This window comes from Streptomyces sp. NPDC012794 (genome assembly GCF_042901085.1).
Classification (GTDB): Bacteria; Actinomycetota; Actinomycetes; order Streptomycetales; family Streptomycetaceae; genus Streptomyces.
Window position 1 is genome coordinate 17,584 of the sequence record NZ_JBIBCI010000004.1, and the last position, 25,196, is coordinate 42,779.

22 protein-coding genes are annotated in these 25,196 nt (G+C 73.3%); 12 read left to right on the forward strand and 10 right to left on the reverse strand.

The annotated features are described in order from the left end of the window. Positions 1-16 precede the first annotated feature (16 nt). Positions 17-964 carry a hypothetical protein gene (locus ACFY7H_RS08705; RefSeq protein ID WP_388935102.1) on the forward strand — a complete coding sequence of 316 codons (948 nt, stop codon included), beginning with the start codon at positions 17-19 and terminating at the stop codon, positions 962-964. A gap of 49 nt (positions 965-1,013) precedes the next feature. On the opposite strand, the gene ACFY7H_RS08710 is transcribed toward ACFY7H_RS08705, so the two are convergent. Continuing rightward, a complete protein-coding gene (locus ACFY7H_RS08710) occupies positions 1,014-1,445 on the reverse strand; it encodes a Rieske (2Fe-2S) protein (protein ID WP_388935104.1) in 432 nt (143 codons plus the stop codon). 81 nt (positions 1,446-1,526) lie between these two features. On the opposite strand from ACFY7H_RS08710, the gene ACFY7H_RS08715 reads away from it, so the two are divergent. Then, positions 1,527-2,414 (forward strand): carbohydrate kinase, encoded by an 888-nt coding sequence (locus tag ACFY7H_RS08715; RefSeq protein WP_388935107.1) that lies wholly within the window; start codon positions 1,527-1,529, stop codon positions 2,412-2,414. A gap of 124 nt (positions 2,415-2,538) precedes the next feature. On the opposite strand, the gene uvrA is transcribed toward ACFY7H_RS08715, so the two are convergent. Beyond that, on the reverse strand, positions 2,539-5,520 hold the full coding sequence (gene uvrA / locus ACFY7H_RS08720; RefSeq protein ID WP_388935110.1) for an excinuclease ABC subunit UvrA: 2,982 nt from the start codon (positions 5,518-5,520) through the stop codon (positions 2,539-2,541). A gap of 186 nt (positions 5,521-5,706) precedes the next feature. Here uvrA and ACFY7H_RS08725 point away from each other — a divergent pair, with 186 nt between their 5' ends. The 3 genes from ACFY7H_RS08725 to ACFY7H_RS08735 all read left to right on the forward strand — a co-directional run bounded on the left by ACFY7H_RS08725 (position 5,707) and on the right by ACFY7H_RS08735 (position 8,519). Continuing rightward, a complete protein-coding gene (locus ACFY7H_RS08725) occupies positions 5,707-6,402 on the forward strand; it encodes a maleylpyruvate isomerase family mycothiol-dependent enzyme (protein ID WP_388935113.1) in 696 nt (231 codons plus the stop codon). 9 nt (positions 6,403-6,411) lie between these two features. After that, positions 6,412-7,068, forward strand: coding sequence for an MBL fold metallo-hydrolase (locus ACFY7H_RS08730; RefSeq protein WP_388935116.1), 657 nt, complete (start codon positions 6,412-6,414; stop codon positions 7,066-7,068). A gap of 131 nt (positions 7,069-7,199) precedes the next feature. Next, positions 7,200-8,519, forward strand: coding sequence for an MFS transporter (locus ACFY7H_RS08735; RefSeq protein ID WP_388935119.1), 1,320 nt, complete (start codon positions 7,200-7,202; stop codon positions 8,517-8,519). Between the two features lie 397 nt (positions 8,520-8,916). Here ACFY7H_RS08735 and ACFY7H_RS08740 read toward each other — a convergent pair whose 3' ends face one another. From ACFY7H_RS08740 to uvrB, 4 genes are all read right to left on the reverse strand, one after another. After that, the gene (locus ACFY7H_RS08740; RefSeq protein ID WP_388935122.1) at positions 8,917-9,903 is read right to left on the reverse strand and encodes a TerC/Alx family metal homeostasis membrane protein; all 987 of its coding nucleotides are present in this window, start codon (positions 9,901-9,903) and stop codon (positions 8,917-8,919) included. Positions 9,904-10,172: 269 nt separating this feature from the next. Then, positions 10,173-12,158 (reverse strand): TerD family protein, encoded by a 1,986-nt coding sequence (locus tag ACFY7H_RS08745; RefSeq protein WP_388935125.1) that lies wholly within the window; start codon positions 12,156-12,158, stop codon positions 10,173-10,175. Positions 12,159-12,330: 172 nt separating this feature from the next. Next, the gene (locus ACFY7H_RS08750) at positions 12,331-12,909 is read right to left on the reverse strand and encodes a TerD family protein (protein WP_388935127.1); all 579 of its coding nucleotides are present in this window, start codon (positions 12,907-12,909) and stop codon (positions 12,331-12,333) included. An 84-nt stretch (positions 12,910-12,993) separates the two neighbouring features. Then, on the reverse strand, positions 12,994-15,138 hold the full coding sequence (uvrB, locus tag ACFY7H_RS08755) for an excinuclease ABC subunit UvrB (protein ID WP_388935130.1): 2,145 nt from the start codon (positions 15,136-15,138) through the stop codon (positions 12,994-12,996). Between the two features lie 247 nt (positions 15,139-15,385). On the opposite strand from uvrB, the gene ACFY7H_RS08760 reads away from it, so the two are divergent. The 3 genes from ACFY7H_RS08760 (at position 15,386) to ACFY7H_RS08770 (ending at position 18,401) form a co-directional block, all read left to right on the forward strand. After that, entirely contained in the window at positions 15,386-16,288 is a 903-nt protein-coding gene (locus ACFY7H_RS08760; RefSeq protein WP_388935133.1) for a glycerophosphodiester phosphodiesterase, read from the forward strand. Positions 16,289-16,356: 68 nt separating this feature from the next. Beyond that, positions 16,357-16,920, forward strand: a complete 564-nt coding sequence (locus ACFY7H_RS08765) for a methylated-DNA--[protein]-cysteine S-methyltransferase (protein WP_388935136.1) — start codon at positions 16,357-16,359, stop codon at positions 16,918-16,920. 269 nt (positions 16,921-17,189) lie between these two features. Further along, a complete protein-coding gene (locus ACFY7H_RS08770; RefSeq protein WP_388936172.1) occupies positions 17,190-18,401 on the forward strand; it encodes an MFS transporter in 1,212 nt (403 codons plus the stop codon). Here the strand turns inward: ACFY7H_RS08770 and ACFY7H_RS08775 are convergent. Next, the gene (locus ACFY7H_RS08775) at positions 18,391-18,765 is read right to left on the reverse strand and encodes a cupin domain-containing protein (RefSeq protein WP_388935138.1); all 375 of its coding nucleotides are present in this window, start codon (positions 18,763-18,765) and stop codon (positions 18,391-18,393) included. The genes ACFY7H_RS08770 and ACFY7H_RS08775 overlap by 11 nt on opposite strands. Before the next feature lie 423 nt (positions 18,766-19,188). On the opposite strand from ACFY7H_RS08775, the gene ACFY7H_RS08780 reads away from it, so the two are divergent. Together ACFY7H_RS08780 and ACFY7H_RS08785 are read left to right on the forward strand one after the other, a co-directional pair. Further along, positions 19,189-20,133, forward strand: coding sequence for a pseudouridine-5'-phosphate glycosidase (locus ACFY7H_RS08780; protein WP_388935141.1), 945 nt, complete (start codon positions 19,189-19,191; stop codon positions 20,131-20,133). Next, positions 20,130-21,014 carry a carbohydrate kinase family protein gene (locus tag ACFY7H_RS08785; protein ID WP_388935144.1) on the forward strand — a complete coding sequence of 295 codons (885 nt, stop codon included), beginning with the start codon at positions 20,130-20,132 and terminating at the stop codon, positions 21,012-21,014. Before ACFY7H_RS08780 ends, ACFY7H_RS08785 begins: the two co-directional genes overlap by 4 nt. A 34-nt stretch (positions 21,015-21,048) precedes the next feature. Here the strand turns inward: ACFY7H_RS08785 and ACFY7H_RS08790 are convergent, their stop codons facing one another. Further along, complete coding sequence (locus tag ACFY7H_RS08790; protein ID WP_388935147.1) at positions 21,049-21,693, reverse strand: uridine kinase; 645 nt, start codon at positions 21,691-21,693, stop codon at positions 21,049-21,051. A 92-nt stretch (positions 21,694-21,785) separates the two neighbouring features. Between ACFY7H_RS08790 and ACFY7H_RS08795 the strand changes: the two genes are divergently transcribed. Further along, entirely contained in the window at positions 21,786-23,231 is a 1,446-nt protein-coding gene (locus ACFY7H_RS08795; protein WP_388935151.1) for a WGR domain-containing protein, read from the forward strand. Here ACFY7H_RS08795 and ACFY7H_RS08800 read toward each other — a convergent pair. Then, positions 23,195-23,623, reverse strand: a complete 429-nt coding sequence (locus tag ACFY7H_RS08800) for a cupin domain-containing protein (protein ID WP_388935154.1) — start codon at positions 23,621-23,623, stop codon at positions 23,195-23,197. The genes ACFY7H_RS08795 and ACFY7H_RS08800 overlap by 37 nt on opposite strands. 123 nt (positions 23,624-23,746) lie before the next feature. On the opposite strand from ACFY7H_RS08800, the gene ACFY7H_RS08805 reads away from it, so the two are divergent. Next, a complete protein-coding gene (locus ACFY7H_RS08805) occupies positions 23,747-24,406 on the forward strand; it encodes a DUF2293 domain-containing protein (RefSeq protein ID WP_388935157.1) in 660 nt (219 codons plus the stop codon). Here ACFY7H_RS08805 and ACFY7H_RS08810 read toward each other — a convergent pair. Beyond that, positions 24,399-25,088, reverse strand: coding sequence for a chaplin (locus tag ACFY7H_RS08810; protein ID WP_388935160.1), 690 nt, complete (start codon positions 25,086-25,088; stop codon positions 24,399-24,401). The genes ACFY7H_RS08805 and ACFY7H_RS08810 overlap by 8 nt on opposite strands. Between the last annotated feature and the right edge of the window lie 108 nt (positions 25,089-25,196).

The window sequence follows — 25,196 nt, forward strand, 5'->3', positions numbered from 1 at the left end:
TCACAGAGGAGTCGCCATGCGGCCCACCGGCGACCGGCCAGACACGGCAGCGGCGGCGGAACTGGAAGATCTGCTCGGCGCGGGCCCCTTCCACCTCGCCCTGCGCGCCGCCCTCGCCGCCCGCGGCCTGCCCCTGCAGCGCGTGCGGCACCACCTCGCGGCACGCGGCGTCAAGGTCGGGGTGACCAGCCTCAGTTACTGGCAGCAGGGTGCCCGGCGGCCGCGCCGTCCCGAGTCCCTGCGGGCGGTCTCCGCCCTGGAGGAGATCCTGGAGCTGCCCGCCGGCGCCCTGCTGCGCCTGCTGGCCGACCCCGTCCCCGCCTCCGGCGCCCGCCCGGCCACCCGCTCGTACCGGGCGCTGGTGAGCGTGGGCGCGGCGGTGGAACAGCTGCTGGCCGGGCTGGAGCTCCCGGCGGACGGCGGCCTGCACTCGCTCGGTCACCACGAGCGGGTTCGCATCGGGCCGGGCGGCGAGCTGCGCACCCGGGAGTCGCAGCAGATCGTCCGGGCCCACCGCGACGGCGTCGACCGCTACCTCGCCGTCCACCACGGCGATCCGGGCTGCGACGCGACGCGGGTGGAGGTGACGGCGTACGAGAACTGCCGCACGGGGCGGGTGCGCTGCCACCGGGAGGCCGGGGTGGTGGTGGCGGAGCTGCTGTTCGACGCGCGGCTGCGGCGCGGGGACACGTACGTCTTCGGCTACGGCATCGAGGACGGCACCGGCGGGCGCAGTACGGAGTACGTACGGGGCTTCAGCTACGCGGGCGGGCAGTACATGCTCCAGGTCTCCTTCGACGAGGCGGCCCTGCCGGTGCGCTGCCGCCGCTTCGCCCGCGCGGGCCCCCGGTCCCCGCGCACCGACCTCGGCGACCTCACGCCGAGCGGGCGCCACCGGGCGGTGCACCTGGTGGAGCAGGGCGTCCGGTGCGGGATCCTGGGGATCGCCTGGGACTGGGAGTAGGCCGCGCGGCCGGTCCGCACCTGCACCCGGGCGTCCCCCGGCGCAGCCGCTATCCCGCGATCAGCCTGCCGTTCTCGGCCTTGACCGGGACGGCCGGCAGCGGGTCGGTGGCGGGGCCGCGCAGGACCTTGCCGGTGGTGACGTCGAAACGGCTGCCGTGGCAGGGGCAGTTGCCCTCACCCTCGACGATCTTGTCCAGGACGCAGCCGGCGTGGGTGCACTGGGCACTGAACGCCTTGTACTGGCCCTCCGCCTGGCAGCTGACGACGACCTTGCGCTCGCGGAACAGCTTCGCGCCGCCGACCGGCACGTCGGCCACCCCGCCCAGCTCGACCGGCTCCTTCGGGACGGCCGGGCTGCCGGCGCCGCTGTTGGTCTCGGTGGAGCACGCGGTGAGCGCCGTCCCCGCGCCCACGGCCCCGGCCAGCGCGGCGGCTCCCTTGAGCACGATACGGCGGGCGGCGGACTGCGACGCGGACATGCGGTTCTCCTGCACGAGTGACGGGCCCCGGGGCGGGCTCCACCCGACGATACCGGCGTCCGATGGGGTACCTTCCCCCGCGTGATCGTCGTCGGTGGAGAAGCCCTGATCGACCTCGTGCCCGTCGAACGGCCGCCGGGCGCGCTGCTGCCCCGGCCCGGTGGCGGGCCCTACAACACCGCCCTGGCGCTGGGCCGGCTGGGCGCCGAGGTCGCCTTCTGCTCGCGGGTGTCCTCGGACGGCTTCGGCGAGAGCCTGCTGGCCGGGCTGCGGGCCGCCGGGGTGGACCTGTCGCTGGTGCAGCGCGGGCCCGAGCCGACCACGCTGGCCGTACCCTCGCTCGGGCCGGACGGCTCGGCCGTGTACGGCTTCTACGTCGAGGGGACCGCCGACCGGCTCTTCGCGCTGCCGCCCGAGCTGCCCGCGGGGGCGCGGGCCCTCGCGCTCGGCACCTGCTCGCTGGTGCTGGAGCCGGGCGCGTCCGCGTACGAGGCGCTGCTGAGGCGGGAGTCCCGGCGCGGGCTGCTGACCCTGCTGGACCCCAACGTCCGCCCGGCGCTGATCGCGGACCCGGCCGCGTACCGGGAACGGTTCCTGGGCTGGCTGCCGTACGTGTCCGTGCTCAAGCTCTCGGAGGAGGACGCGGACTGGCTGGGCGGCCGGGCCGGGGACTGGCTGGCGGCCGGTCCGTCGGCGGTGGTGCTGACCCGGGGCGCGGCGGGCCTGACGGTGTGGACCTCGGACGGCGCGGAACACAGCGCGGCGGCCCGCCGGGTCGCGGTGGCCGACACGATCGGCGCGGGCGACACCGTCAACGCGGCGCTGCTGCACCGGCTCGCCGGGGTCCCGGACCCGGGCGCGGCGGACTGGCCGGACGTGCTGGCCTACGCGGCCCGAGCCGCCGCGCTGACCTGCACCCGGGCGGGCGCCGAGCCGCCGTACGCGGCGGAGCTGGAGCCCGGCAGCTGACCGGGATTGCCCGCCCCGCCGCGCGGGAAGGGCGGCTGCACCTCCCCCCCCCCGTGACGGGGGCGGACACCGCCGCCGCTCCCGCCGGCGGCCCGCAGGCCCCGGCGACGGCCGAGGCCCGCGGCTACGCCTTGCGGGTGCGGGCCGCCGTCTTCTTCGCCGGCGCCGCTGTCTTCTTCGCGGCGGGCGCCGCCGTCTTCTTCGCCGGGGCCGCCTTCTTCGCCCGCCTGGCCGGAGCCGGAGGCGCGCCCGCGTCGGAGATCCGCTCGGCTCCGAGGATGTCCCGCAGGAACTTGCCCGTGTGGCTCGCGCCGACCGACGCGACCTGCTCGGGCGTGCCCTCGGCCACCACCAGGCCGCCGCCGTAACCGCCCTCGGGGCCCATGTCGACGACCCAGTCGGCGGTCTTGATGACGTCGAGGTTGTGCTCGATGACGATCACCGAGTTCCCCTTGTCCACCAGCCCGGACAGCACCTTGATCAGCTTCGAGATGTCCTCGAAGTGCAGACCCGTCGTCGGCTCGTCCAGTACGTAGACCGTCCGGCCCGTCGACCGCTTCTGCAGCTCCGAGGCCAGCTTGACGCGCTGCGCCTCACCGCCCGACAGGGTCGGCGCGGACTGGCCGAGGCGGACGTAGCCCAGCCCCACCTCGTTCAGCGTGCGCAGGTGCCGCGCGATCGTCGGTACGGCCTCGAAGAAGTCCAGCGCCTCCTCGATCGGCATGTTCAGGACTTCGGCGATGGACTTGCCCTTGTAGTGGACCTCCAGCGTCTCCCGGTTGTACCGGTCGCCGTGGCACACCTCGCACGGGACGTAGACGTCCGGCAGGAAGTTCATCTCGATCTTGATGGTGCCGTCACCGGAGCAGTTCTCGCACCGGCCGCCCTTGACGTTGAAGGAGAAGCGGCCCGGCAGGTAGCCGCGCACCTTCGCCTCCATGGTCTCCGCGAAGAGCTTGCGCACGTGGTCGAAGACGCCCGTGTACGTCGCCGGGTTGGACCGCGGGGTGCGGCCGATCGGCGACTGGTCGACATGGACGACCTTGTCCACCAGGTCGTCACCCTCGACCCGCGTGTGGCGGCCCGGTACCGACCGGGCGCCGTTCAGCTCGCGCGCCAGGTGCGTGTACAGGATGTCGTTGACCAGGGTCGACTTTCCGGAGCCGGAGACACCGGTGACCGCGGTGAGCACGCCCAGCGGGAAGGACACGTCGATGTCCCGCAGGTTGTTCTCCTTGGCGCCGTGCACGGTGAGCTTCCGGTCGCCGTTCACGGGGCGGCGCACGTCGGGCACGGGGATCGACTTCTTGCCGGACAGGTACTGGCCGGTCATCGAATCGCCGTTCTCCAGCAGCTCCTTCAGCGAGCCGCTGTGCACGACCTTGCCGCCGTGCTCGCCGGCGCCGGGGCCGATGTCCACGACCCAGTCGGCCACCTTGATGGTGTCCTCGTCGTGCTCGACGACGATGAGGGTGTTGCCCATGTCCCGCAGCCGTACCAGCGTCTCGATCAGCCGGTGGTTGTCCCGCTGGTGCAGGCCGATGGACGGCTCGTCCAGCACGTACAGCACGCCGACCAGGCCGGAGCCGATCTGCGTGGCCAGCCGGATGCGCTGGGCCTCGCCGCCCGACAGGGTGCCGGCGGCGCGGTTGAGGGAGAGGTAGTCCAGGCCCACGTCCACGAGGAAGCGCAGCCGCTCGTTGACCTCCTTGAGGACCCGCTCGGCGATCTTCTTGTCGCGGGCGTCCAGCTTCAGCCGGCCCAGGAAGTCGGCGCACTCGCTGATCGACATCGCCGCGACCTCGGCGATGGACCGCTCCATCACCGTCACCGCGAGCACGATCGGCTTGAGGCGGGTGCCCTCACAGGTCGGGCAGGGCACCTCTCGCATGTAGCCCTCGAAGCGCTCGCGGCTGGCGTCGCTCTCGGACTCGGCGTGCCGGCGCTTGACGAAGGGCACGGCGCCCTCGAAGGCCGTCGTGTACGCCCGCTCGCGCCCGTACCGGTTGCGGTAGCGGACCTCGATCTGGGTCTTGTGGCCGTACAGCAGCGCCTTCCGGGCACGCTGCGGCAGCCCGGCCCACGGAATGTCGGTCCGGAAGCCCAGCTCCCCGGCGAGCGCGCCGATCAGCCGCTGGAAGTAGTCCTTGGTGTGGCCGAGCGCCCACGGCGAGACGGCGCCCTCGTCCAGGGACTTGTCCTCGTCCGGGACGATCAGCTCGGGGTCGACCTCCATGCGCGTGCCGATGCCGGTGCACTCGGGGCAGGCGCCGAAGGGCGAGTTGAAGGAGAAGGAGCGCGGCTCCAGCTCCTCGAAGGACAGGTCGTCGTACGGGCAGTAGAGGTGCTCCGAGTACATCCGCTCGCGCTCGGGGTCGTCCTCGGCGAGGTCGACGAAGTCCAGGATCACCATGCCGCCGGAGAGGCCCAGCGCGGTCTCGACGGAGTCGGTGAGCCGGCGCTTGGCGCTGTCCTTGACGGTGAGGCGGTCGACGACCACCTCGATGGTGTGCTTCTCCTGCTTCTTCAGCGTGGGCGGCTCGGAGAGCTGGATGGTCTCCCCGTCCACCCGGGCCCGGCTGTAGCCCTTGGTCTGGAGGTCCGCGAAGAGGTCGACGAACTCTCCCTTGCGCTCGCGGACCAGCGGGGACAGCACCTGGAAGCGGCTGCCCTCGGGGAGGGCGAGGACTTTGTCGACGATCGCCTGCGGCGACTGCCGGGAGATCGGACGGCGGCACTCGGGGCAGTGCGGCTTGCCGATGCGGGCGAAGAGCAGGCGGAGGTAGTCGTAGACCTCGGTGATGGTGCCGACGGTGGAGCGCGGGTTGCGCGAGGTCGACTTCTGGTCGATCGAGACGGCCGGGGAGAGGCCCTCGATGAAGTCGACGTCGGGCTTGTCCATCTGCCCCAGGAACTGCCGGGCGTAGGAGGACAGCGACTCCACGTAGCGGCGCTGGCCCTCGGCGAAGATCGTGTCGAAGGCCAGGGAGGACTTGCCCGAGCCGGAGAGCCCGGTGAAGACGATGAGCGAGTCGCGGGGCAGATCGAGCGAGACGTTCTTCAGGTTGTGCTCGCGAGCGCCACGAACGATGAGACGGTCGGTCACGCCGGTCGCACCTTTCTTGAGAGAGCGGGGGCACGGGCCCCGACTGTCCAGGGTATGGGGGGCGCCTCTGCGATGGGATGGAGTCTGACTCCCGAGCGTATAGCACGCACATTCGATTTACGGCACTCGCAAGCCCGCTTCACCCGATCGTGTGGCGGAGACCCCGCGGCCACTAGGCTCGGATCCATGACTGATCATGTGCACGACCTGGCCTCTGTACGTGAAGCCACGGAACGGCTGCTGAACGCGGTCGCGAAACTGGACAACGCCTCCCTCTCCGAGGAGTCACACCTCCCGGGATGGACCCGCGGCCACATCCTGGCCCACCTGGCACGCAACGCCGACGCCCTCGTCAACGTCTTCGAGGGCCGCCCCATGTACGAGAGCGCCGCCGCCCGCGACGCGGACATCGAGCGCGACGCGGGCCGGCCCCTGGAAGAACACCTGACGGACCTCCGTGATTCCGGGGCCCGCTTCCTCGCCACCACGGGGACCGACCAGGACTGGCAGCGCACCGTCGAGCTGCGCAACGGCGTCACCGACCTCGCCGCCAACGTGCCCTTCCGCCGCCTCGTCGAGGTCGAGCTGCACCACGTCGACCTGGACATCGGCTACGAGCTCTCCGACCTCCCGGAGGAGTTCACCGACCGGGAGATCGCCTTCCTCGCCGACCGCTGGTCCGGACGCCCCGGCGTCCCGCCGGTCACCCTCACCCTCCCCGACGGCGAGCCCGTCGCCCGCACGGGCGGCACAGAGGGCACCCCGGTGACCCTGAGCGGCCCGAAGGACGAGCTGCTCGGCTGGCTGGCCGGCCGCGACCTCAAGGGCGCCCACCTCACCGTCGAGGCCGGCGACCGCCTGCCCGAGCTCCCCGCGCTCTAGGATTCCGACATGACGTACAGCGGAGCGGTCAAGGTCGGCGGTCCCGCCGACGTGCACGAACTCGCCGACCTGATGATTTCCAAGGTCGCGGTCGGTTCGATGAACAACAACGCGTACCTGCTGCGCTGCCGGGCCACCGGCGAGCAGCTGCTGATCGACGCGGCAGCCGAGGCGGACACGCTGCTGCAGCTGATCGGTGACGACGGCATCGCGTCCGTCGTCACCACCCACCGGCACGGCGACCACTGGGGCGCCCTCCAGGCGGTCGTCGACGCCACGGGCGCGCGGACCTACGCGGGCGCCCACGACGCGGAGGGCATCCCCGTCGCCACGGACGTCCTGGTCGAGGACGGGGACACCATCACCGTCGGGCGGGTCTCCCTGACCGCGCGCCACCTGGCCGGGCACACCCCCGGCTCGATCGCGCTGATCTACGACGACCCGCACGGGCACCCGCACGTGTTCACCGGCGACTGCCTCTTCCCGGGCGGCGTGGGCAACACGTGGGGCGACGCGGAGAACTTCGCCCGCCTCATCGACGACGTCCAGCACAAGCTCTTCGAGCAGCTGCCGGACGAGACCTGGGTCTACCCGGGCCACGGGAACGACACCACGATCGGCTCCGAGCGCCCGCACCTCGCGGAGTGGCGCGAGCGCGGCTGGTGACCCCGCGAGCGCGCCCGTGCCCCCGGACGCGCTCGCCGGCCGAGGTCAATACCGCGGGGCGGGGCACTCCTTCCGGTCGACCTTGACCGAACACCTGTCCTGGAGGCGGGGACTGGGGTAGTTGCTGCACCATGCAACGAGACCCCTCCCCGCCCTCCTCCCCCTCGATGCTGCGGCTGGCCATCGCCTCCCTGGTCGGCACCGCCATCGAGTTCTACGACTTCTTCGTCTACGGCACGGCCGCCGCCCTGGTGCTCGGCCCGCTCTTCTTCCCCTCCTTCTCCCCGCTCGCCGGCACCCTCGCCGCCTTCGGCACGTTCGGAGTCGGCTTCCTCGCCCGCCCGCTCGGCTCCGTCCTCTTCGGCCACATCGGCGACCGCTACGGCCGTCGCCCCGTGCTGCTCGGCTCGCTGCTCCTGACCGGCCTCGCCACGGTGGCCGTCGGCTGCGTGCCCTCCTTCGACGCCATCGGCATCGCCGCGCCCTTCCTGCTGCTCCTGCTGCGCTTCCTCCAGGGACTGGGCCTCGGCGGTGAATGGGGCGGGGCCGTCCTGCTGACCGCCGAGCACGCTCCGGAGCGGCGCCGCGGACTGTGGTCGAGCTTCCCGCAGATGGGCCCGGCCGCCGGCTTCCTGCTGGCCAACGGCCTGACCCTGGCGCTGTCCTGGACCCTGAGCGACGCCCAGTTCACCGCCTGGGGCTGGCGGGTGCCGTTCTGGGCCGCCGGGCTGCTGGCGCTGGCCGGGCTGTGGCTGCGCCGGTCGGTCGAGGAGACCCCGGAGTTCCGCGCGCTCGCCGCGTCCGGCCGGCAGGCCGACGCCCCGCTCGCCGAGGTGGTCCGCGGCCACTGGCGGCTGCTGCTGCTGACCGGAGGGGCGATGGCGGTCGGGTACGCCGTCTTCTACACGGTCACCACCTGGTCCCTCGCGTACACCACCGGCCGCGGCGGCGTGGACCGTACGGTGATGCTGGCCATCGTGATGGCGGCGGTCCTGCTCAAGGGGCTGGCCACCCCGGCGCTGGCGGTGCTCGGCGACCGCTGGGGACGCCGGCCGCTGTGCCTGGCCGGCAGCGCGGCGTGCGCGGTGTGGATGTTCCCCTTCGTCGCCCTGCTGGACACGGCGGACCCCCTGCTGATGACGGTGGGCTGCGTCGGCGCGCTGCTGGCGATGGTGACGATGTTCGCGGTGGTCGGCGCCTACCTGCCCGAGCTGTACGCCCCGCGCCTGCGCTGCACGGGCGCGGCCGTCGGTTACAACCTGGGCGGCGTACTGGGCGGTGCGCTGACCCCGCTCGTGGCGACGGCCCTGTCGGACGGCCCGGGCCCGCCGTGGGGCGTGGCGGTGTACCTCACGGTGGTCTCGCTGGTCAGCCTCGGCTGCTTCGCCCTGCTCCCGGAGACCCGGCCGGCCCCGGCCCGGGCGGCGAGGAACGAGCCCGCCGTGGTGTGAGGCACCGGCCGCCGGACCCGTACGGCGGCAGATCGTCGGTACGCCGGACCGGCGGGGCCCGGGCGGCGGTGTCGGGCCTGACCAGCAGGCGGGCGGGGCGGCGGCGGCCGGGTCGACGGCCGGCGATCCGGCGGGTTCCGCCAGGGCACCGCGGCCGCCGAGATGGTGGGCGACCTGAACGAGAACGTGAGGGACGTGCGGGAGGCGGCCACGGCGGTGGGCCCGGACCACGCGATGGAGGCGACGGCGGCGAACAAGCCCTCCCTGCGGGTGACGGGGATACTCCGCAGGCTCCGGGAGGTTCCGGAGACGATCGCCGACCTGGGCCGCTGTAGCGGGGACGTAGGGCGAAGGGCCCGGGAGCGTGCTCCCGGGCCCTTCGCCCTACGGTCGCCGGTCAGGCGTCGACGCTCTTGGCCTCCGTGGCGGAGGTCTCCGCCGCCGCCTGCTTCTTCGAGGCGATCAGGCTGGTGATGGTGGTGATCACGAGGACACCGCAGATGACGCCCAGGGAGAGCGGGATGGAGATCTGCGGGACGTGCACCCCGGACTCGTGCAGGGCGTGCAGCACCAGCTTGACGCCGATGAAGCCGAGGATCACGGACAGGCCGTAGCTGAGGTGGACCAGCTTCTTGAGCAGGCCGCCGATCAGGAAGTACAGCTGGCGCAGACCCATGAGGGCGAAGGCGTTGGCGGTGAAGACGATGTACGGGTCCTGGGTGAGGCCGAAGATGGCGGGGATCGAGTCCAGGGCGAAGAGCACGTCCGTGGTGCCGATGGCGAGCATGACGACCATCAGGGGGGTCAGGACGCGCTTGCCGTTGTTCTGGATGAAGAGCTTGGTGCCGTGGTAGCGGTCGGCGACGCCGAACTTCTTCTCGATCGACTTGAGGAGGCGGTTCTCCTCGAACTCCTCCTCGTCCTCGTCCTTGCGGGCCTCCTGGATCAGCTTCCAGGCGGTGTAGATCAGGAAGGCGCCGAAGAGGTAGAAGACCCACGAGAAGGTGGTGATGATCGCGGCGCCGGCCGCGATGAAGATCGCGCGGAGGACGAGGGCGATCAGTACGCCCACCAGCAGGACGCGCTGCTGGAGGTGGGAGGGCACGGAGAACTTCGCCATGATCAGGACGAAGACGAAGAGGTTGTCCACGCTCAGGGACTTCTCGGTGATGAAACCGGCGAAGAACTCCTGCGCGGCCTGGCCGTTGCCGAAGAACAGCAGGCCGAGGCCGAAGAGGGCGGCGAGCACGATCCAGACGACGGTCCAGGTGCCCGCTTCCTTGATCGAAACGTCGTGCGGTTTGCGGCCGATGAGGAAATCGGCGCCGATGAGGATGCACAGACCGGCAACGGTCAGCACCCACAGGGTCAACGAAACGTCCACAGTATTCACGCCTCCGGCGGATGGCTCAGCACATGGTCAGCGTCATCGCTGCCGGAGGTCTCTTCCACCCGGCGGCCACAGGCCGCGGGCCGACGCCCCGGGACCGACCGCGCCAGATGAGCACAGTGGTCCGTATTGACGGGAACGCCGCGCAGGAAATAGCAGGAATACTCCCCTCCGCGGGTCCCAGAGTACCCGCAGAGGAGCCAAAAGGTAAAGCGCTTACCAAGAAGGAGTCACCGGCCGGTCATGGAACACCCATGGACCGCTCACGGGCGGGCCTCCCGCCGCGCCCGCCCCACCCGCTCCAGCGCCTGGTCGAGGACCGTGCTGCCCTGCGGGGGCAGATCCGGCTCGAAGGTCCAGGCGTGCTGGACCCAGGGGTCGGCGAGGTGGCTGTCCGGCACCGGCGACAGCCGCATCAGCGAGCGCCACAGCGGATCCAGCAGCGGCCCGTACGCGGAGGCCTCGTCGCGGTCGGCGACCATCAGCAGGTGGACCCCGACCGCCGGACCCTCGTCCGCCAGGTAGCGCAGCTGGGTGACCGCCCGGTCGTCGAAGCCGTGCGGGAAGTCGTGCACCACCAGCAGCTGCTCGGCCCGGTCCACGTCGGCGGGCAGCTCCTCGGGGGCGCCGGCGCGCAGCGCCATCTGTACGAGGTCCACGCGCCGCGTCAGCCGCGCCAGGGTCCGCGCGACCCCCTCGGCGCCGGCGGCGGGCGGCGCCGCGAGCACTCCGGCGCGCACCAGCGGGGCCAGGGAGGCGGCACCCGCCCCGGCGGCGTCGATGACGTGGACGGAGATCCGGTCGGCGGGGTGGACCGCGAGCAGCCGTACGGCGTGCGCGACGGCCATGTCCATGGCGGCGCGGCGCAGCCGGTCGGTGTCCATGGCCATGGCGGTCTCGGAGCCGGTGCGGCCGTTGTCGATCCACAGGCCGCGTTCCAGCGGGAGCCGCATCAGCATCGGGATCCGCAGGCCCGGCATCTCGGGCAGGCTCAGGTTGCCCAGGCGCAGCGCCAGCGGGGCCTCCTCGGGCACGCCCCCGCCGTGCCAGACGGGATTGTCCCAGCGGGCGTACGCGGCCGGCAGCGCGGGCTCGACCACCTCGGACTCGGCGACGAGCTGGGCCAGGTCCCGGTCGAGGGCCGCCCTGGCCCGCGCGACCAGTTCGTCCCGGCGGGCCCGGGCGGTGTCGCGCGCGGAGTCACCCGCGCCGCCGATGCGGTGGCGCGGGTCGGACAGGGCCTCGTCCAGTTCGCGGTCCAGCCGCGCGTCGGCGAAGTCGACGGCGCCGCGGTAGGCGGCGACGGTCCGGGCCAGGTCCTCGAACATGCCCCAGACCTGGTTGTAGAGCCGCTCGTCCATGGACCAGCCGCTCGCGTCCCCGGCGACGGGGGCCGGGGGCCGGCCGGGTTCGGCGGCGGGCGCGGGCCGGGGGGCCGGCTCGGGGGCTTCGGTGCTGGTGCGCCGGCGGCGCGGGTGCGCGTAGTCGATGGTGGGCGGGCCGGCCGCGGTGTCTGCCGGGGTGGCCGGCGCGGGGCCGGGGGTGCCCGCGTAGGGGACTCCGGAGACCGGGACGGGCTCCGGCGGCTCGGGGGCGGGCTGCCGCCCGGCGTGCGGCGCGCCCTGGGCCCGCGGGGGCGGGCCGGCGGCCATGCGGTCTCCCCCGCCGGGCCCGGTGGCGTCCCCGAGGGCGGCCGGGGCCGGCCCGGCGGCCTTCCGGAGGGCGGCACCGGCCAGCTCGGCGGCCTCCGGCGCGGCCAGGCCGCCGTCGGTGAGCAGGGCGCCCAGCCCTTCGGCGTACCCCTGGCCGACGGCCCGGACCTTCCAGGCGCCCTGGCGCCGGTAGAGCTCCAGGGCCACCACGGCCGTCTCGGCATTCAGCCCGGTCAGGGTGAAACCGGCGAACTCGGGCCCGCCCGGTGGGGCCACGGCGGTGTGCGCGGCCGGTACGGAGCCGAAGCCCGGCGGCCCGCCGGGCGGCAGGACGAGGAGCAGGCCGATCCGGTGGACCTCCGCGGCCACGGCGTCGAGGTCGACGCCCAGCGTGTGCCGGTCGGCGACCTCCTCCGGCAGCCGTATCCAGGACGGGGCCGGGGCGCCCGGACGGGCCAGCGCCCCGGGGCCCGCGAGGCGGCCCTGCTCGTCGGCCAGGGCCGCCAGGGCGAGCACGGGTGTGCCCGCCGAGACCCTGACCTCGATCCTGTCGTGGGGCACGGGGTGGTTCTGCCCCCGGACCAGTTCGGCCGTCATAGTGCAGCCCCTCCCCCGTGCCTTCTTCTCTTGTTCCGTACTGCTCTTGCCGGTGCGGACCCACAGGCGGGCCCGGTCCTTCGCGTGCGGACCCGAGGGTCCGCGCCCGGGGTCCGGTCCCGGGCCCGGTCTTACGGGTGCGGTCTTACGGTCCGGTCTTACGGGTGCGGTCCTACAGGTGCGGCAGGATCGCCGGCATCAGGTCCTGGAAGGTCCGGCCGTTGGCCGGGTTCCCGAGGGCCGTCATCTGCCAGCCGGCACCGGACCGGGACACCTTCGCCATGATCTGCGCGGTGTACTGGCCGCCGCCGTCGAGGGTGTAGCGGGCCAGTTCCTGGCCGTTGGTCTCGTCGACGATGCGGCAGAAGGCGTTCTGGACCTCCTGGAAGGTCTGGCCGGTGAACGAGTTCACCGTGAAGACGATCGTGTCGATGTGGACCGGGACCCGCTGGAGGTCGACGAGGATGGCCTCGTCGTCCCCGCCCTGGCCCACGCCGCCGACCAGGTTGTCGCCGGTGTGGCGGACCGAGCCGTCGTCGCTCTGCAGGTGCCGGAAGAACACCACGTCCACCGGCTGCTTGTCGGCGAAGAGCACTGCCGACGCGTCCAGGTCGATCTCCCGCGTCCGCGACCCGAACAGGCCGCGGCGCTTGGCCGCCTGCCACCCGAGGCCCATCCGGACCGCGGTCAGCGTGCCGCCGTCCGCCTTCTGCAGACTGATGGCCTGACCCTTGGTCATGTTGACCGTCACGCGCGTTCCCCTCTCCATAGCCCGCCCCTAAAGGCCCGCAGCGTGCACCTGCGGCGTTTCCACACCCTACTGACCGCCCACGGGTCAGGCGAGGCCCGCTTCCCTCATCTGACGAAGCTCCTTCTTGAGCTCGCCCACCTCGTCCCGGATCCGGGCGGCCACCTCGAACTGGAGCTCGGCCGCCGCCGCCCGCATCCGCTCGGTCATCTGCTCGATCAGCGCGGCCAGTTCGGCGGCGGGCCGGTCGGTGGGCGTCGCGGCCGCCACGCCCTTCGCCGCCTTGCCGGCCTTGCCCTTGGCCGCCGCCGCGCCGCCGAGCGCGGGGACCGGCGCCTTGGCGGCCTTGCCGTCCTTGGTCTGGCGGTAGCCGGTGCCGAGGAGCTGCTCGGTGTCCAGCTCCTCGCGGGCGATGGTGGCGACGATGTCGTTGATCTTCTTGCGCAGCGGCTGCGGGTCGATCCCGTGGGCCGTGTTGTACGCGATCTGCTTCTCGCGGCGCCGGTTGGTCTCCTCGATGGCCTTCTCCATCGCCGGGGTCATCTTGTCCGCGTACATGTGGACCTGGCCGGAGACGTTGCGGGCGGCGCGGCCGATGGTCTGGATGAGGGAGGTCCCCGAGCGCAGGAAGCCCTCCTTGTCGGCGTCGAGGATCGCCACGAGCGACACCTCGGGCAGGTCGAGGCCCTCGCGGAGCAGGTTGATGCCGACGAGGACGTCGTACTCGCCGGCCCGCAGCTCGCGCAGCAGCTCGATGCGGCGCAGGGTGTCGACGTCGCTGTGCAGGTACCGGACCTGGATGCCCAGCTCCAGGAAGTAGTCGGTGAGGTCCTCGGCCATCTTCTTGGTGAGGGTGGTGACCAGGACCCGCTCGTCCTTCTCCACCCGGGTGCGGATCTCGTGCACCAGGTCGTCGATCTGGCCCTCGGTGGGCTTGACCACGACCTCGGGGTCGACGAGGCCGGTGGGGCGGATGATCTGCTCGACGAAGCCGTCGGAGCGGGAGAGCTCGTACTTGCCGGGGGTGGCCGACAGGTAGACGGTCTGGCCGACCCGCTCCAGGAATTCCTCCCACTTCAGCGGCCGGTTGTCGAGCGCGGACGGCAGCCGGAAGCCGTGGTCGACCAGCGTCCGCTTGCGCGAGGCGTCGCCCTCGTACATGGCGCCGATCTGCGGCACAGTGACGTGCGACTCGTCGATGACGAGGAGGAAGTCCTCGGGGAAGTAGTCGATGAGGGTGTTGGGGGCCGAGCCGCGCTCGCGGTCGTCCATGTGCAGCGAGTAGTTCTCGATGCCGGAGCAGGAGCCGATCTGGCGCATCATCTCCAGGTCGTAGGTGGTGCGCATGCGCAGCCGCTGGGCCTCCAGCATCTTGCCCTGCTTCTCCAGCTCCGCGAGCCGCTCGGCGAGCTCGGCCTCGATGCCGGTGATCGCCTTCTCCATGCGCTCGGGGCCGGCGACGTAGTGGCTGGCGGGGAAGACGTAGAGCGCGCGGTCCTCGCTGATGACCTCGCCGGTCAGCGGGTGCAGGGTGGAGAGCGCCTCGATCTCGTCGCCGAACATCTCGATCCGGACGGCCAGTTCCTCGTAGACCGGGAAGATCTCGATGGTGTCGCCGCGCACCCGGAAGGTGCCGCGGGTGAAGGCCAGGTCGTTGCGGGTGTACTGGATGTCGACGAAGCGGCGCAGCAGCTGGTCCCGGTCGATCTCCTCGCCCACCTTGAGGGAGACCATCCGGTCCACGTACTCCTGCGGGGTGCCGAGGCCGTAGATGCAGGACACGGAGGCGACGACGATCACGTCGCGCCGGGTCAGCAGCGAGTTCGTCGCGGAGTGGCGCAGCCGCTCGACCTCCTCGTTGATCGAGGAGTCCTTCTCGATGTAGGTGTCCGACTGCGGTACGTAGGCCTCGGGCTGGTAGTAGTCGTAGTACGAGACGAAGTACTCGACGGCGTTGTTCGGCAGGAGCTCGCGGAACTCGTTCGCCAGCTGGGCGGCCAGCGTCTTGTTCGGCGCCATCACCAGCGTGGGGCGCTGGAGCCTCTCGATCATCCAGGCCGTGGTCGCGGACTTGCCCGTGCCCGTCGCGCCGAGCAGTACGACGTCCTTCTCACCTGCGCGGATGCGCTTCTCCAGCTCGGCGATGGCCGCCGGCTGGTCACCGCTGGGCTGGTACGGGCTGACGACCTCAAAGGGTGCCACCGTGCGTTCGATCTTCGATACGGGCCGCATGAGTCCACCGTACGACCCCGCACTGACACTCACGCCCTCCCGACGGGGCCATGGCCCCCTCCACAGGTCCGGCGGGCGGAGTGGATCTCCTCCTTTCCGGTCTGTTTGTCGTAGTTCGGTGGCGGCCCGGTGATCTTCGAGCCCATGATCGCGGTGAACGCTCCGCCGTGAAGTGCATCGCCGCAACGTCTGCCGCTCCCCGCCCGTCTGACGCAGGAACAGGGCTCACGACCCGAGGAGAAAGCACATGTACGTCCGACCCGCCACCGCGGCCGCCGCCGCGATCCTGGGCCTCACCCTCACGGTGCTGGGCGGGACGGCCTCCCCGGCCGCCGCCGGCCCCGGCTCCCCCGATGCCGCGCGCGGCGTCCTGGGCCCCGTCGTGTACGCCCACCGGGGCGCGTCCGCCTACGCCCCGGAGAACACCCTCGAAGCGGTCGACCTCGCGAGGCGGCTGGGCTTCGACTGGGTCGAGAACGACGTCCAGCGGACCAGGGACGGCGAGCTGGTGGTGATCCACGACGACACCCTCGCCCGCACCACCGACGTCGAGCAGGTCTTCCCCGACCGCAGGCCCTGGCGGGTCAGGGATTTCACGGCGGAGGAGATCGGGCGGCTGGACGCGGGGAGCTGGTTCGCCCCCCGCTTCGCGGGCGCCCGGGTACCGACCCTGCGCGCGTACCTGGAGCGGGTCGAGGAGAACCGGCAGAAGCTGCTGCTGGAGATCAAGAAGCCGGAGCTCTACCCGGGGATCGAGGAGGAGACGCTGGAGCTCCTGGACGAGACCGGCTGGCTGGACGAGGACCACGTCCCGGACCGCCTGGTGGTACAGAGCTTCAGCGCCGATTCCGTACGCACCGTCCACGAACTGCACCCCGGCCTGGTGACGGCCTTCCTGGGCACCCCGCCCGTGGCCGAGCTGCCGCGCTACGCGCGGTTCACGGACCGGATCAACCCGTGGCACACCACGATCTCCGCGGAGTGGGTGACGGCGGTGCACGGCCTGCTGGGGGCCCACGGCAGGGCCATGGAGGTGGACACCTGGATCGTGGACGACGCGGCCACGGCCCGCAAGGTCCGCGACATGGGCGTGGACGGGATCATCACCAACGCGCCCGACGTGGTGCGCAACGCCGCGCTCGGCTTCTGAGGGCCCGGCGCGGCGGTGGCGTGCGCGAGCCCGTCCGCGCTGTCGGTGGCGGGCCGTACGGTGGGGACGTGGACAGCACCGAGCGGCCCCGCGGGCCGCACCTCGAATGGACCGTCGTGCCCAGCGACATCGGTCCCCTGCTCCTGGCCGCGACCCCCGAGGGTCTGGTCCGGGTCGAGTTCCACGCGCGCCCGGACCGGGCCGGCCGGATGATCGGCTCGCTCGTTTCCCGGCTCGGCGCCGACGCGTGGCGGCCGGACCCGGGCGAGGAGGTGCTGCTGGCCGAGCCGATACGCCAGCTGGCCGCCTACTTCGCCGGTTCGCTGCGGCGCTTCGAGCTGCCGCTGGACTGGCGGCTCAGCTCCGGTTTCAACCGGCAGGTGCTGCTGGAGCTCGACCGCTCGGTGCCGTACGGATCGGTCGTCGGGTACGGGGAGCTGGCCGCTCGGGCCGGGCAGCCGGGGGCGGCCCAGGCCGTGGGCAACGCCATGGGCTCGAATCCCCTGCCCGTGGTCGTGCCGTGCCACCGCGTGGTCGAGAACGACGGGGGCATTGGCGGCTTCGGGGGCGGGGTGGAGACCAAGCGGATCCTGCTCGCGCTGGAGGGCGTGCTCCCGCGGCCCCTGTTCTGAGCCGCGCGCCGTCACGCAGGTGACAGCGGGTGGCGACGGGACCCCGGACCGCGATACGCGGTTCCCCCGCGCGCCCGACGGTGGGAAACTGCCGCCGTGACCACTCCTGCCGCACCAGGCCTCATACCGTCCGCCTCCGCCGAACCCCCGCGACGGCGGTGCCGGGCGTGAGCGCCGCTCCCGGAACCTCCGCCGGCACCAAGGCCACGCCCGCGCCCGTCGACGCGGCGGCGCTGCCCCGGCTCCAGCGCCGGACCTCCGCCGTGCTGATGACCAGCCAGATGCTGGGCGGCCTGGGCGTGCCGATCAGCGTCGCCCTGGCCCCCGTACTGGCCACCGAGATCAGCGGCACCGAGGCCCTGTCCGGGGTCGCGTCCACCGCCGCCGTGATCGGCACCGCGCTGTTCTCGCTGCCGCTCGCCGCCCTGATGACCGCGCGCGGGCGCCGGTGGGGGCTGGTGGTGGCGTACGCGATCGGCGCGCTCGGCGCGGCCCTGGTCGTCCTGGCCGCCGTCGTCGACAGCTTCCCGCTGCTGCTCGTCGGCATGGCCGCCTTCGGCGCCGCCTCCTGCGCCACCTTCCAGGCCCGCTTCGCCGCCACCGACCTCGCCGCGCCCGACCGGCGGGCCCGCGCGATCTCGCTGGTCGTCTGGGCCTCCACCCTGGGCGCGGTGCTCGGCCCCAACCTCTCGGCCCCCGCCAGCGACAGCTTCGCCGGCACCTCCATACCCCAGACGGCGGGACCCTTCGTATGGGCCGGCGCCGTCTTCGTACTCACCGGCGCCCTGCTCGCCGTGTTCCTGCGGCCGGACCCGCTGCTGACCGCCCGGGCCCTGGCCGGTTCCGGCGAGCAGTCCCGGCAGGCCCGCTCGCTGCGCGCCGGCGTCGCCGCCGTCAAGGCCTCACCGCGGGCCCGGCTCGCGCTGCTCACCGTCGCCGTATCGCACACCGCCATGGTGTCGATCATGGTGATGGCCCCCGTCGACCTCGGTCACCACGGCGCCGACCTGCGGCTCATCGGCCTGGTGATCAGCGGCCACATCGCGGGCATGTTCGCCTTCTCCCCCGTCATGGGCTGGCTCGCCGACCGGCTCGGCCGGCTGTCCGTGATCGGGCTCACCGCCGGGCTGCTGTCCATCGCCGCCCTGCTCGCCGGCACGGCCGGCGGGAACCACGCCCAGAGCGCGGCCGGCCTCTTCCTGCTCGGGCTCGGCTGGTCCGCCGGGATCGTCGTCGGCTCGGCGCTGCTGACCGACTCGGTACCGCAGGCCGCGCGGGCCGCCGTGCAGGGCCTGGGCGACCTGACGATGAACACCGCAGCCGCCGTGGGCGGGGCGGCTGCCGGGCTGATCATGTCCCAGGCCGGCTACGGCTGGCTCAACGCGATCAGCGCGGCCCTGCTGCTGCCGATGGCGGCGCTCGCCCTGTTCACCGCACGGCGGCATCCGGCACGCACGGAGCCGGGGGGTCTCAGCAGTTGATGTGGTAGGCCTTGCGGAGCGTCTCGTGGACCGTCCAGGTGGTCCGGTCGCCCTTCTTCAGCACACAGGCCGAGCCCGGTCCCACCTCGAAGCCCGCGCCGCCCTCGACCTCGATGGTGGCGCGGCCGCTGACCACCACGAACAGTTCGTCGGCCTCGGTGTCGGTGACCACCCCGGGGGTGATCTGCCAGATCCCCCGGACCTGCGAGCCGTCCGCCGACTCCCAGAGCACCTTCCCGGTCACGACCGGGGTGCCGGAGACGACCTGCGCGGGGTCCAGCTCCTCGGGCTCCAGCTCGGCGTCGGGGAGGTCCGCGACGGACACGGCGAAGGAGGCGGGCGCTTCGTGGTGACGGGTGCTCATGGTGCGTCAGCGTAGGGCCGCCGCCCCGCGCGCGGGGTGACCAGAGCGTCCAGCGCGGGCGCCTCCGGCGCGTCATTCCGTCGAGCGGGTCAGCGCCGCGGGCCGGAGCCGCGGGCGGCTCCACCGGCCCGCTCCCGCCGGCGACGGGCTCGCCGGAGCCCCTTGTCGCAGGTACCGCGACCTCCCCTCCCCGGGCAGCCCGGGGGCAGGCGGCCCGGGCGCGGGATCCGGCGGCTTTCGGCCAGAGCGGCGCGCACGCCCGCGGCGGGCGGCACGGTGGCCGGCGCGGGGCACGGCATGGTGTGCGGCCCGGTGGAGGGCCCGGTCCGGGAGCGGCCCTTCCGGGCGCGCCGCCCGGACGGGTTCGCGCCGGAGCGGGAGGGGCGCGTTTGGCGGCGTGAGTCCCGTGCCAGGGATGGGGACATGCCACAGCACAGAGCAACTGCACCCCTGTCCGGGGGACCGGTCCTGTCGGAAGAGGTACGCGAGGCGCTCGCCGCCCGCCGGCCCGTCGTCGCCCTGGAGTCGACGATCATCTCGCACGGTCTGCCGCGTCCCCGCAATCTGGAGACGGGTCTGGAGCTGGAGGACCTGGTCCGGGCGGAGGGCGCGGTCCCGGCGACCGTCGCCGTGCTGGACGGGGTGGCCCGGGCGGGCCTCGACAAGGCCGCGCTGGAGCGGATCGCGACGGGCGAGGGCGTGCGCAAGCTGGGCCACCGGGACCTCGCGCCCGCCCTCGCCACGGGCGCCACCGGGGCGACCACGGTGTCGGCTACGGCCTTCCTGGCCGCGCGGGCGGGGCTGCGGGTGTTCGCCACGGGCGGGCTGGGCGGCGTACACCGCGAGTGGACGCTCTCGCAGGACGAGTCGGCGGACCTGTCGCTGCTCGCCCGGACCCGGATCACGGTGGTGTGCGCGGGGGTGAAGTCGATCCTGGACGTGCCGGCCACGCTCCAGCGCCTCGAAACCCTCGGCGTCGGCGTCCTGGGCTACCGGACGGACCGCTTCCCCGGCTTCTACCTGACCGACTCGGGAGAGCCGGTCGACTGGACGGTGCGGGAGCCTGAGGAGGTGGCGGCGGTGATGGCCGCCCAGCACGGCCTCGGCGGACCCGAGGCGGCGCTGATCGTCGCCAATCCGGTGGCGGAGGCGGAGCAGCTGGATCCGGCGCTCCACGACCGGGTCCTGGCCGAGGCCCTGGCCGAGTGCCGCGAGCGGGGTGTCACGGGGCAGGCGGTGACCCCGTTCCTGCTGGGGTTCCTGGTGCGCGCGACCGGCGGCGCCTCGCTGGAGGCGAACCTGGCGGCGGTCCGGGGCAACGTGCGGCTCGGCGCCAAAATCGCCGGGGCCTGGGCGGCCCGCGCGTGACGGCCGCCCTGCTGGTGGTCGGCGACGTGGTGACGGACGTGGTGGCGGTGCACCGCGGCCCCCTGGCCCCGGCCACCGACACCACCGCCCGCATCCGCACCCTCCCGGGCGGGGCCGGCGCCAACGCGGCCTGCTGGGCGGCCCGCGCGGGCACCTCGGAGGTACGTCTCCTCGCGCGGGTGGGGTGCGAGTCGGCCGACTGGCACGAGCGGGCCCTGGTCGACGCGGGAGTACGGCCCCTGCTGGTGGTGGACCCGGCGGAGCCGACGGGGACGGTGGTGGCGCTGGTCGGCGGGGACGCGGAGCGGACCTTCCTGACCGACAGCGGGGCCTCGCTGCGGCTGTGCCCCGCCGACTGGGTGCCGGCCCTGCTGGACGGTGCCGGGCACCTGCACCTGTCGGGCTACCTGTTCTTCTCGGACAGCAGCCGGGAGCTGGCCCTGGTCGCGCTGCGGGCCGCCCGGACCCGCGGGGTGCCCGTCAGCGTCGACCCCGCCTCGGCGGGGTTCCTGGCCGGGCTCGGCCCCGAGCGCTTCCTGGCGGCCGTGGCGGGGGCCGGCGTACTCCTGCCGAACGAGGACGAGGCCCGGCTGCTGGCCGGCGTACGGGACCCGGCCCGGGCGGCGGAGGAGCTCAGCCGCCGGGTGCCGCTGGTGGTGGTCACCCGGGGCCCTGGCGGAGCGCTCGTCGCGGAGGACGGCCGGATCACCGCCGAGGTCGAGGCGGAGCCGGCGGAGGCGGTGGACACCACGGGCGCCGGGGACGCCTTCACCGGCGGCTTCCTGGCGGCCCGCCTCGCGGGGGCCGGCCCGGCGGAATCGGCCCGCGCCGGCTGCCGCGCGGCGGCCGGCGCGGTCACCCGCCTGGGCGGCCGCCCGTAGCGGCCCGGCCGGGGGGCTACGGCTCGGCCCGGGGCTACCGCACACCCGTCCAGGCCGGGTGCCGCGGGTCGTCCGCGCGGACCAGGACGTCCGCGGCCGTCCCCGGGCCGGTCTCCCTCTCGTAGCGGGCGAACGCCGGCAGCGTCCACCGCTGCGCCTCCTCCGTGCGCCGCGCCAGCGCCCCCTCGGAGAGGCTGATGTGGACGGTCAGGTCGAACGGGAACCAGTGCCCCAGCAGCAGCGGCCCGTGGACCACCAGCACGCCGCCCGGCGGGAGTTCGGCGTACGGGCTGCGGGTCGCCCGGTCCCGCACCGGGTCCCACAGGTCCGGCAGCACCCGCCCGCTGCCGCCGGGATCCGTCGGGCCGAACACCTCCCGCCACAGCGCGCCCGTGTCGTACCAGCCCCCCAGGTACGCGTCCACGTCCTCGCGCCCGAACTCGAACCGCAGCGACGCCGGCCGCAGGAAGTCTCCGGCCGCGACCACGAGCACGGACCGCCCGCGCGAGCGCAGCGCGTCGGCGAGCTCGCCCGCGAGGACCCCGGTACCGGCCGCCGGCGCGCCGTCGATGCCGACGCGTTGCCACGTGCGCTCCTCGACCGCGGGGCCGCGGGAGTCGTCCAGATGACCGGCGAGCCGCTCGGCCATCCGCTGCCAGGTGATCGCTTCCAGCTTCACCGGCCCATTGTCAGTGGTGCGCCCTAACGTTTTTCACGAGGGATCACCGGTGGACAGGAGCCGGCGGCCCTGCTCTTGGGGAGGGGTCTGTCATGGCTCGGGAGACGACGTATCTGGAGCTGTCGCAGGAGGACGGCGCGGCGCACAAGTTCTACGAGGTGACCGTCGACGGCACCGCCGTCTCGGTGCGCTACGGCCGCATCGGCGCGGCCGGCCAGCTGCAGAGCTCCTCCTTCCCCACGGCGGAGAAGGCCCGCGCGGCCGCCGCCAAGAAGATCGGTGAGAAGGTCCGCAAGGGGTACGCTCCGGCGGTCCGGGGGGCGCGCGCCGCCCGCTCGGTCACCCGTCGGCAGGTGGCCTCGGCGCCGTCGACGGCCCGCGCGGTGGCGCCGGTGCTGTGGCGCTTCCGTACCGGTTCCTCGGCCTTCGGCATCCATGTGGACGAGGACCGCTGCTGGGTCGGCAACCAGGCGGGGGACGTCTACACGGTGAGCCACGGCGGTGAGGTACTGGCCCGCTACTCCCTGCCGGACGGGGTGAAGTGCCTGGTCGCGGACGAGTTCTGGATATACGCGGGCTGTGACGACGGCACGGTGTACGACCTGTCCTCGAAGGTGCCGTTCGGGGCGTACGGGATAGCCGCGGACATGGACATCTACTGGCTCGACATCCACGAGGGCGTGCTCAACGTCTCGGACGCGGGCGGCGGTCTGACGGTCATCGACCACGAGGACGAGCACCAGTGGTCCCGCAAGTCCTCGGGGACCGGCGCCTGGATGGTCCGGGCGGACGAGCGGGCCGTGTACCACGGGCACAGCGGCGGTGTGACGGCGTACGCGGCCGACGGTACCGGCCAGTTGTGGCACACGGCGACGCCCGGCGGGGTGCTGTTCGGCTGGCAGGAGGAGCACGCCGTGTACGCGGGCACGGTACGCAACACCGTGCAGCGCCTGTCGAAGGCGACGGGCCGGGTCGAGGCCTCGTACCCGTGCGACGCGGCGGTGTACTCGTGCGCGACCTCTCCGGACGGCCGTCACGTCTTCGCCGGGGACTCGTCCTCCTCGGTGTACTGCTTCGACGCCGACGGGCGGCGGCTGTGGAAGCTGGGCACGGGTGGCGGTTCCGCGCTCTCGATGCAGTACCTGGACGAGCGGCTCTACCTCGTCACCACGGACGGTTCACTGGTGTGCGTGGACGCGAGCGAGACGGCGATCGCCGCGGCGCAGCAGGGTTCCGTCCCGACCGCGGTGGACGTGAAGTCGGCGGCGGCCCTGCCGGTCTTCACCCCGGCGGCCTCCGCCTCGGCGGTGGCGACGGTCTCGGTGGCCTCGGTCCCGACCGGCGGTGTGGTGGTGGAGTGCGTCCAGCAGGGAGGGCGGATGCGGGTGCAGGTGGTCTCGGAGGGCTTCGAACACGGCTGGAACGTGCAGTTCCCGCGTGGTATCCGGGAGCCCGGAGCGCGGTACGTGGTGGACGGCCTGCATGCGGCCGGCGGGGGCTTCTACCGGGTGCGCGGGGAGATACGCCGACTGGTCTGAGCGGCGCACCGGGGTTCCTCGGGGCAGCGGCAGGGTACGGCGTCGAGCGGGGCCGGGGAGGGCACCGACCAGGGGTCGTCCTCGGCCAGGCCGCAGGTCACCTGGAGGACCACGGGCCGGGAGCCGAGGTTGCGGCCGAGGTGTACGTTGTCGGCGCCCGCCGGTTCGACGAAGGTGGCCCCCGTCGGGTGCACTTCCACGGTGCCGTCGGCCAGGAAACGGGTCAGGGTACCGGACTTGACCACCGCCATGAGCGGCACGTGGTGGTAGTGCCAGCCCGTGCAGCCGCCGGGCGGTATGACGACCTCCCGGCCGGTGAGGCCCGAGGGCACCGCCGCTCTCGAAGCTCCCGACGCCCTCGGGCACCGTACCGTCGCCTGTCGTCCACCCATGTGCCCCTCCTTGCCGTCGGCTCACGGTAGACGAACCTCACGAGTTCCAGTCGGATTTAATGAAAGACCAACGACCTTACTCCGCAAGGTGATAGAGGGGCGGACAAGCGGTATCACAACGGCATGAGTCTCGTCGTCTTCGAGTCACAGAAGCCGATCCACTGCGCCGCCTGCCGACGGGGACCGCTACGGCTCCTCGTCCGCGAATCCGGGGTGCCCCGCTGTCTGGACTGCGCCGGCCTCGGCCATCTCGTGTACCTGCCGCGCGGTGACGCGGCGCTCACCCGCCGGGCGCGGGAGGGCAGTTCGCTGCACGCCGTCGTGGTGCGCCGGCACAGGGGCCGCCGCCGCTACGGCCGCCAGGGGCTGCTGGTGGAGGACGCCGCGCTGGCCCGCGCCGAGCGCGCCTGCCTGGCCGACGCCGATGCCCGGGCCCGCCGCCGGGAACGCGACCGGCTGCGCCGCGCGGCCGAGGACGTCCGCTTCACCGCGGCCTTCGCCGCCGAGATACGGCGACTGTTCCCCGGCTGCCCGCCCGACCGCGCGCAGGCGATCGCCGCCCACGCCTCAGTGCGCGGCAGCGGCCGGGTCGGGCGTACCGCCGCCGGCCGGGCACTGGAGGAGCAGGCGGTGTCGGTGGCGGTGCGGGCCGCCGTGCGGCACACCGACACCGAGTACGACGCGCTGCTGATGGCGGGGGTGCCGCGGTTCGCGGCGCGGGCCCGGCTGGCGGCGCGGATCGACGCCGTCCTGGACGGCTGGCGTGCGGAGAACGTCAGTTGAGCCGGAAACGGCGGTAGAGGAGTGCTCCGCCGAGCAGCAGGGCACCGCTGCCGGGCAGCAGGTAGCCGAGCCCGTCGGAGCCGGTGTGGGCCAGGGCCGTGGGGTCCTGTCCCCGGTTGGAGGGGGCCGTAGCGGCGGGCGGGGTCACCGGTCGCGGGGAGACCGGCGGCTGCGCGGCGGGCGGCTGCGCCGGCTTCCCGCCGGGCGGGGTCCCACCGTTCACGGCGGTGTTCCCGTGGGAGCCGTTGCCGACGCCGACGACGTTCACGGAGTTCCCGCTGACGTTCAGCGGGAGATCGACGGGAAGCTGAAGGCCGTTGCCCGACAGCACCCCGGGGGAACCCTTCGCCCCTCCCTCGGCCACCGCGCCTCCCCCGTTCCCCGATCCCCGTTTCGACGGATGGGAGGGCCGCGGGTCCGCGTTCCCGCCACCCGGTGCCGCGTTCGTACAGCCGTTGCCCGCCGCCGGGTTGAGCACACCGACCACGCTCACGGTGTTCCCGCACACGTTCACCGGGGTGTGCAGGGGCAGCTGCACCAGGTTCCCGGAGAGCAGCCCAGGGGAGCGCTCGGTCTGCCCGCCCGCTTCGGCGTCGGCGTGCGCGAGGCCACCCACCGCGACCGCCAGTCCGCCACCCGCGACCATCACCGCGATCAAGCCATTCCGACGAGTGTGACGCATCAGTTTCCTGCTTTCCGGAGGGGTTCCAGGGGCATCGAGCCCGCACCGGAAACAACGCGGTGGACCCGTTCGGGTTATAGCGCCGGTAGGCATTTCACTCCATCGTGT

What these genes read in the sequence shown, in the direction of transcription:
- ACFY7H_RS08730 (WP_388935116.1), top strand. Translation starts at nt 6,412, where the DNA reads ATGACGTACAGCGGAGCGGTCAAGGTCGGCGGTCCCGCCGACGTGCAC.
- ACFY7H_RS08705 (WP_388935102.1), top strand. Translation starts at nt 17, where the DNA reads ATGCGGCCCACCGGCGACCGGCCAGACACGGCAGCGGCGGCGGAACTG.
- ACFY7H_RS08745 (WP_388935125.1), bottom strand. Translation starts at nt 12,158, where the DNA reads ATGACGGCCGAACTGGTCCGGGGGCAGAACCACCCCGTGCCCCACGAC.
- ACFY7H_RS08775 (WP_388935138.1), bottom strand. Translation starts at nt 18,765, where the DNA reads ATGAGCACCCGTCACCACGAAGCGCCCGCCTCCTTCGCCGTGTCCGTC.
- ACFY7H_RS08800 (WP_388935154.1), bottom strand. Translation starts at nt 23,623, where the DNA reads ATGGGTGGACGACAGGCGACGGTACGGTGCCCGAGGGCGTCGGGAGCT.
- ACFY7H_RS08770 (WP_388936172.1), top strand. Translation starts at nt 17,190, where the DNA reads ATGACCAGCCAGATGCTGGGCGGCCTGGGCGTGCCGATCAGCGTCGCC.
- uvrB (WP_388935130.1), bottom strand. Translation starts at nt 15,138, where the DNA reads ATGCGGCCCGTATCGAAGATCGAACGCACGGTGGCACCCTTTGAGGTC.
- ACFY7H_RS08780 (WP_388935141.1), top strand. Translation starts at nt 19,189, where the DNA reads ATGCCACAGCACAGAGCAACTGCACCCCTGTCCGGGGGACCGGTCCTG.
- ACFY7H_RS08725 (WP_388935113.1), top strand. Translation starts at nt 5,707, where the DNA reads ATGACTGATCATGTGCACGACCTGGCCTCTGTACGTGAAGCCACGGAA.
- ACFY7H_RS08735 (WP_388935119.1), top strand. Translation starts at nt 7,200, where the DNA reads ATGCAACGAGACCCCTCCCCGCCCTCCTCCCCCTCGATGCTGCGGCTG.
- ACFY7H_RS08810 (WP_388935160.1), bottom strand. Translation starts at nt 25,088, where the DNA reads ATGCGTCACACTCGTCGGAATGGCTTGATCGCGGTGATGGTCGCGGGT.
- ACFY7H_RS08795 (WP_388935151.1), top strand. Translation starts at nt 21,786, where the DNA reads ATGGCTCGGGAGACGACGTATCTGGAGCTGTCGCAGGAGGACGGCGCG.
- ACFY7H_RS08760 (WP_388935133.1), top strand. Translation starts at nt 15,386, where the DNA reads ATGTACGTCCGACCCGCCACCGCGGCCGCCGCCGCGATCCTGGGCCTC.
- ACFY7H_RS08805 (WP_388935157.1), top strand. Translation starts at nt 23,747, where the DNA reads ATGAGTCTCGTCGTCTTCGAGTCACAGAAGCCGATCCACTGCGCCGCC.
- ACFY7H_RS08710 (WP_388935104.1), bottom strand. Translation starts at nt 1,445, where the DNA reads ATGTCCGCGTCGCAGTCCGCCGCCCGCCGTATCGTGCTCAAGGGAGCC.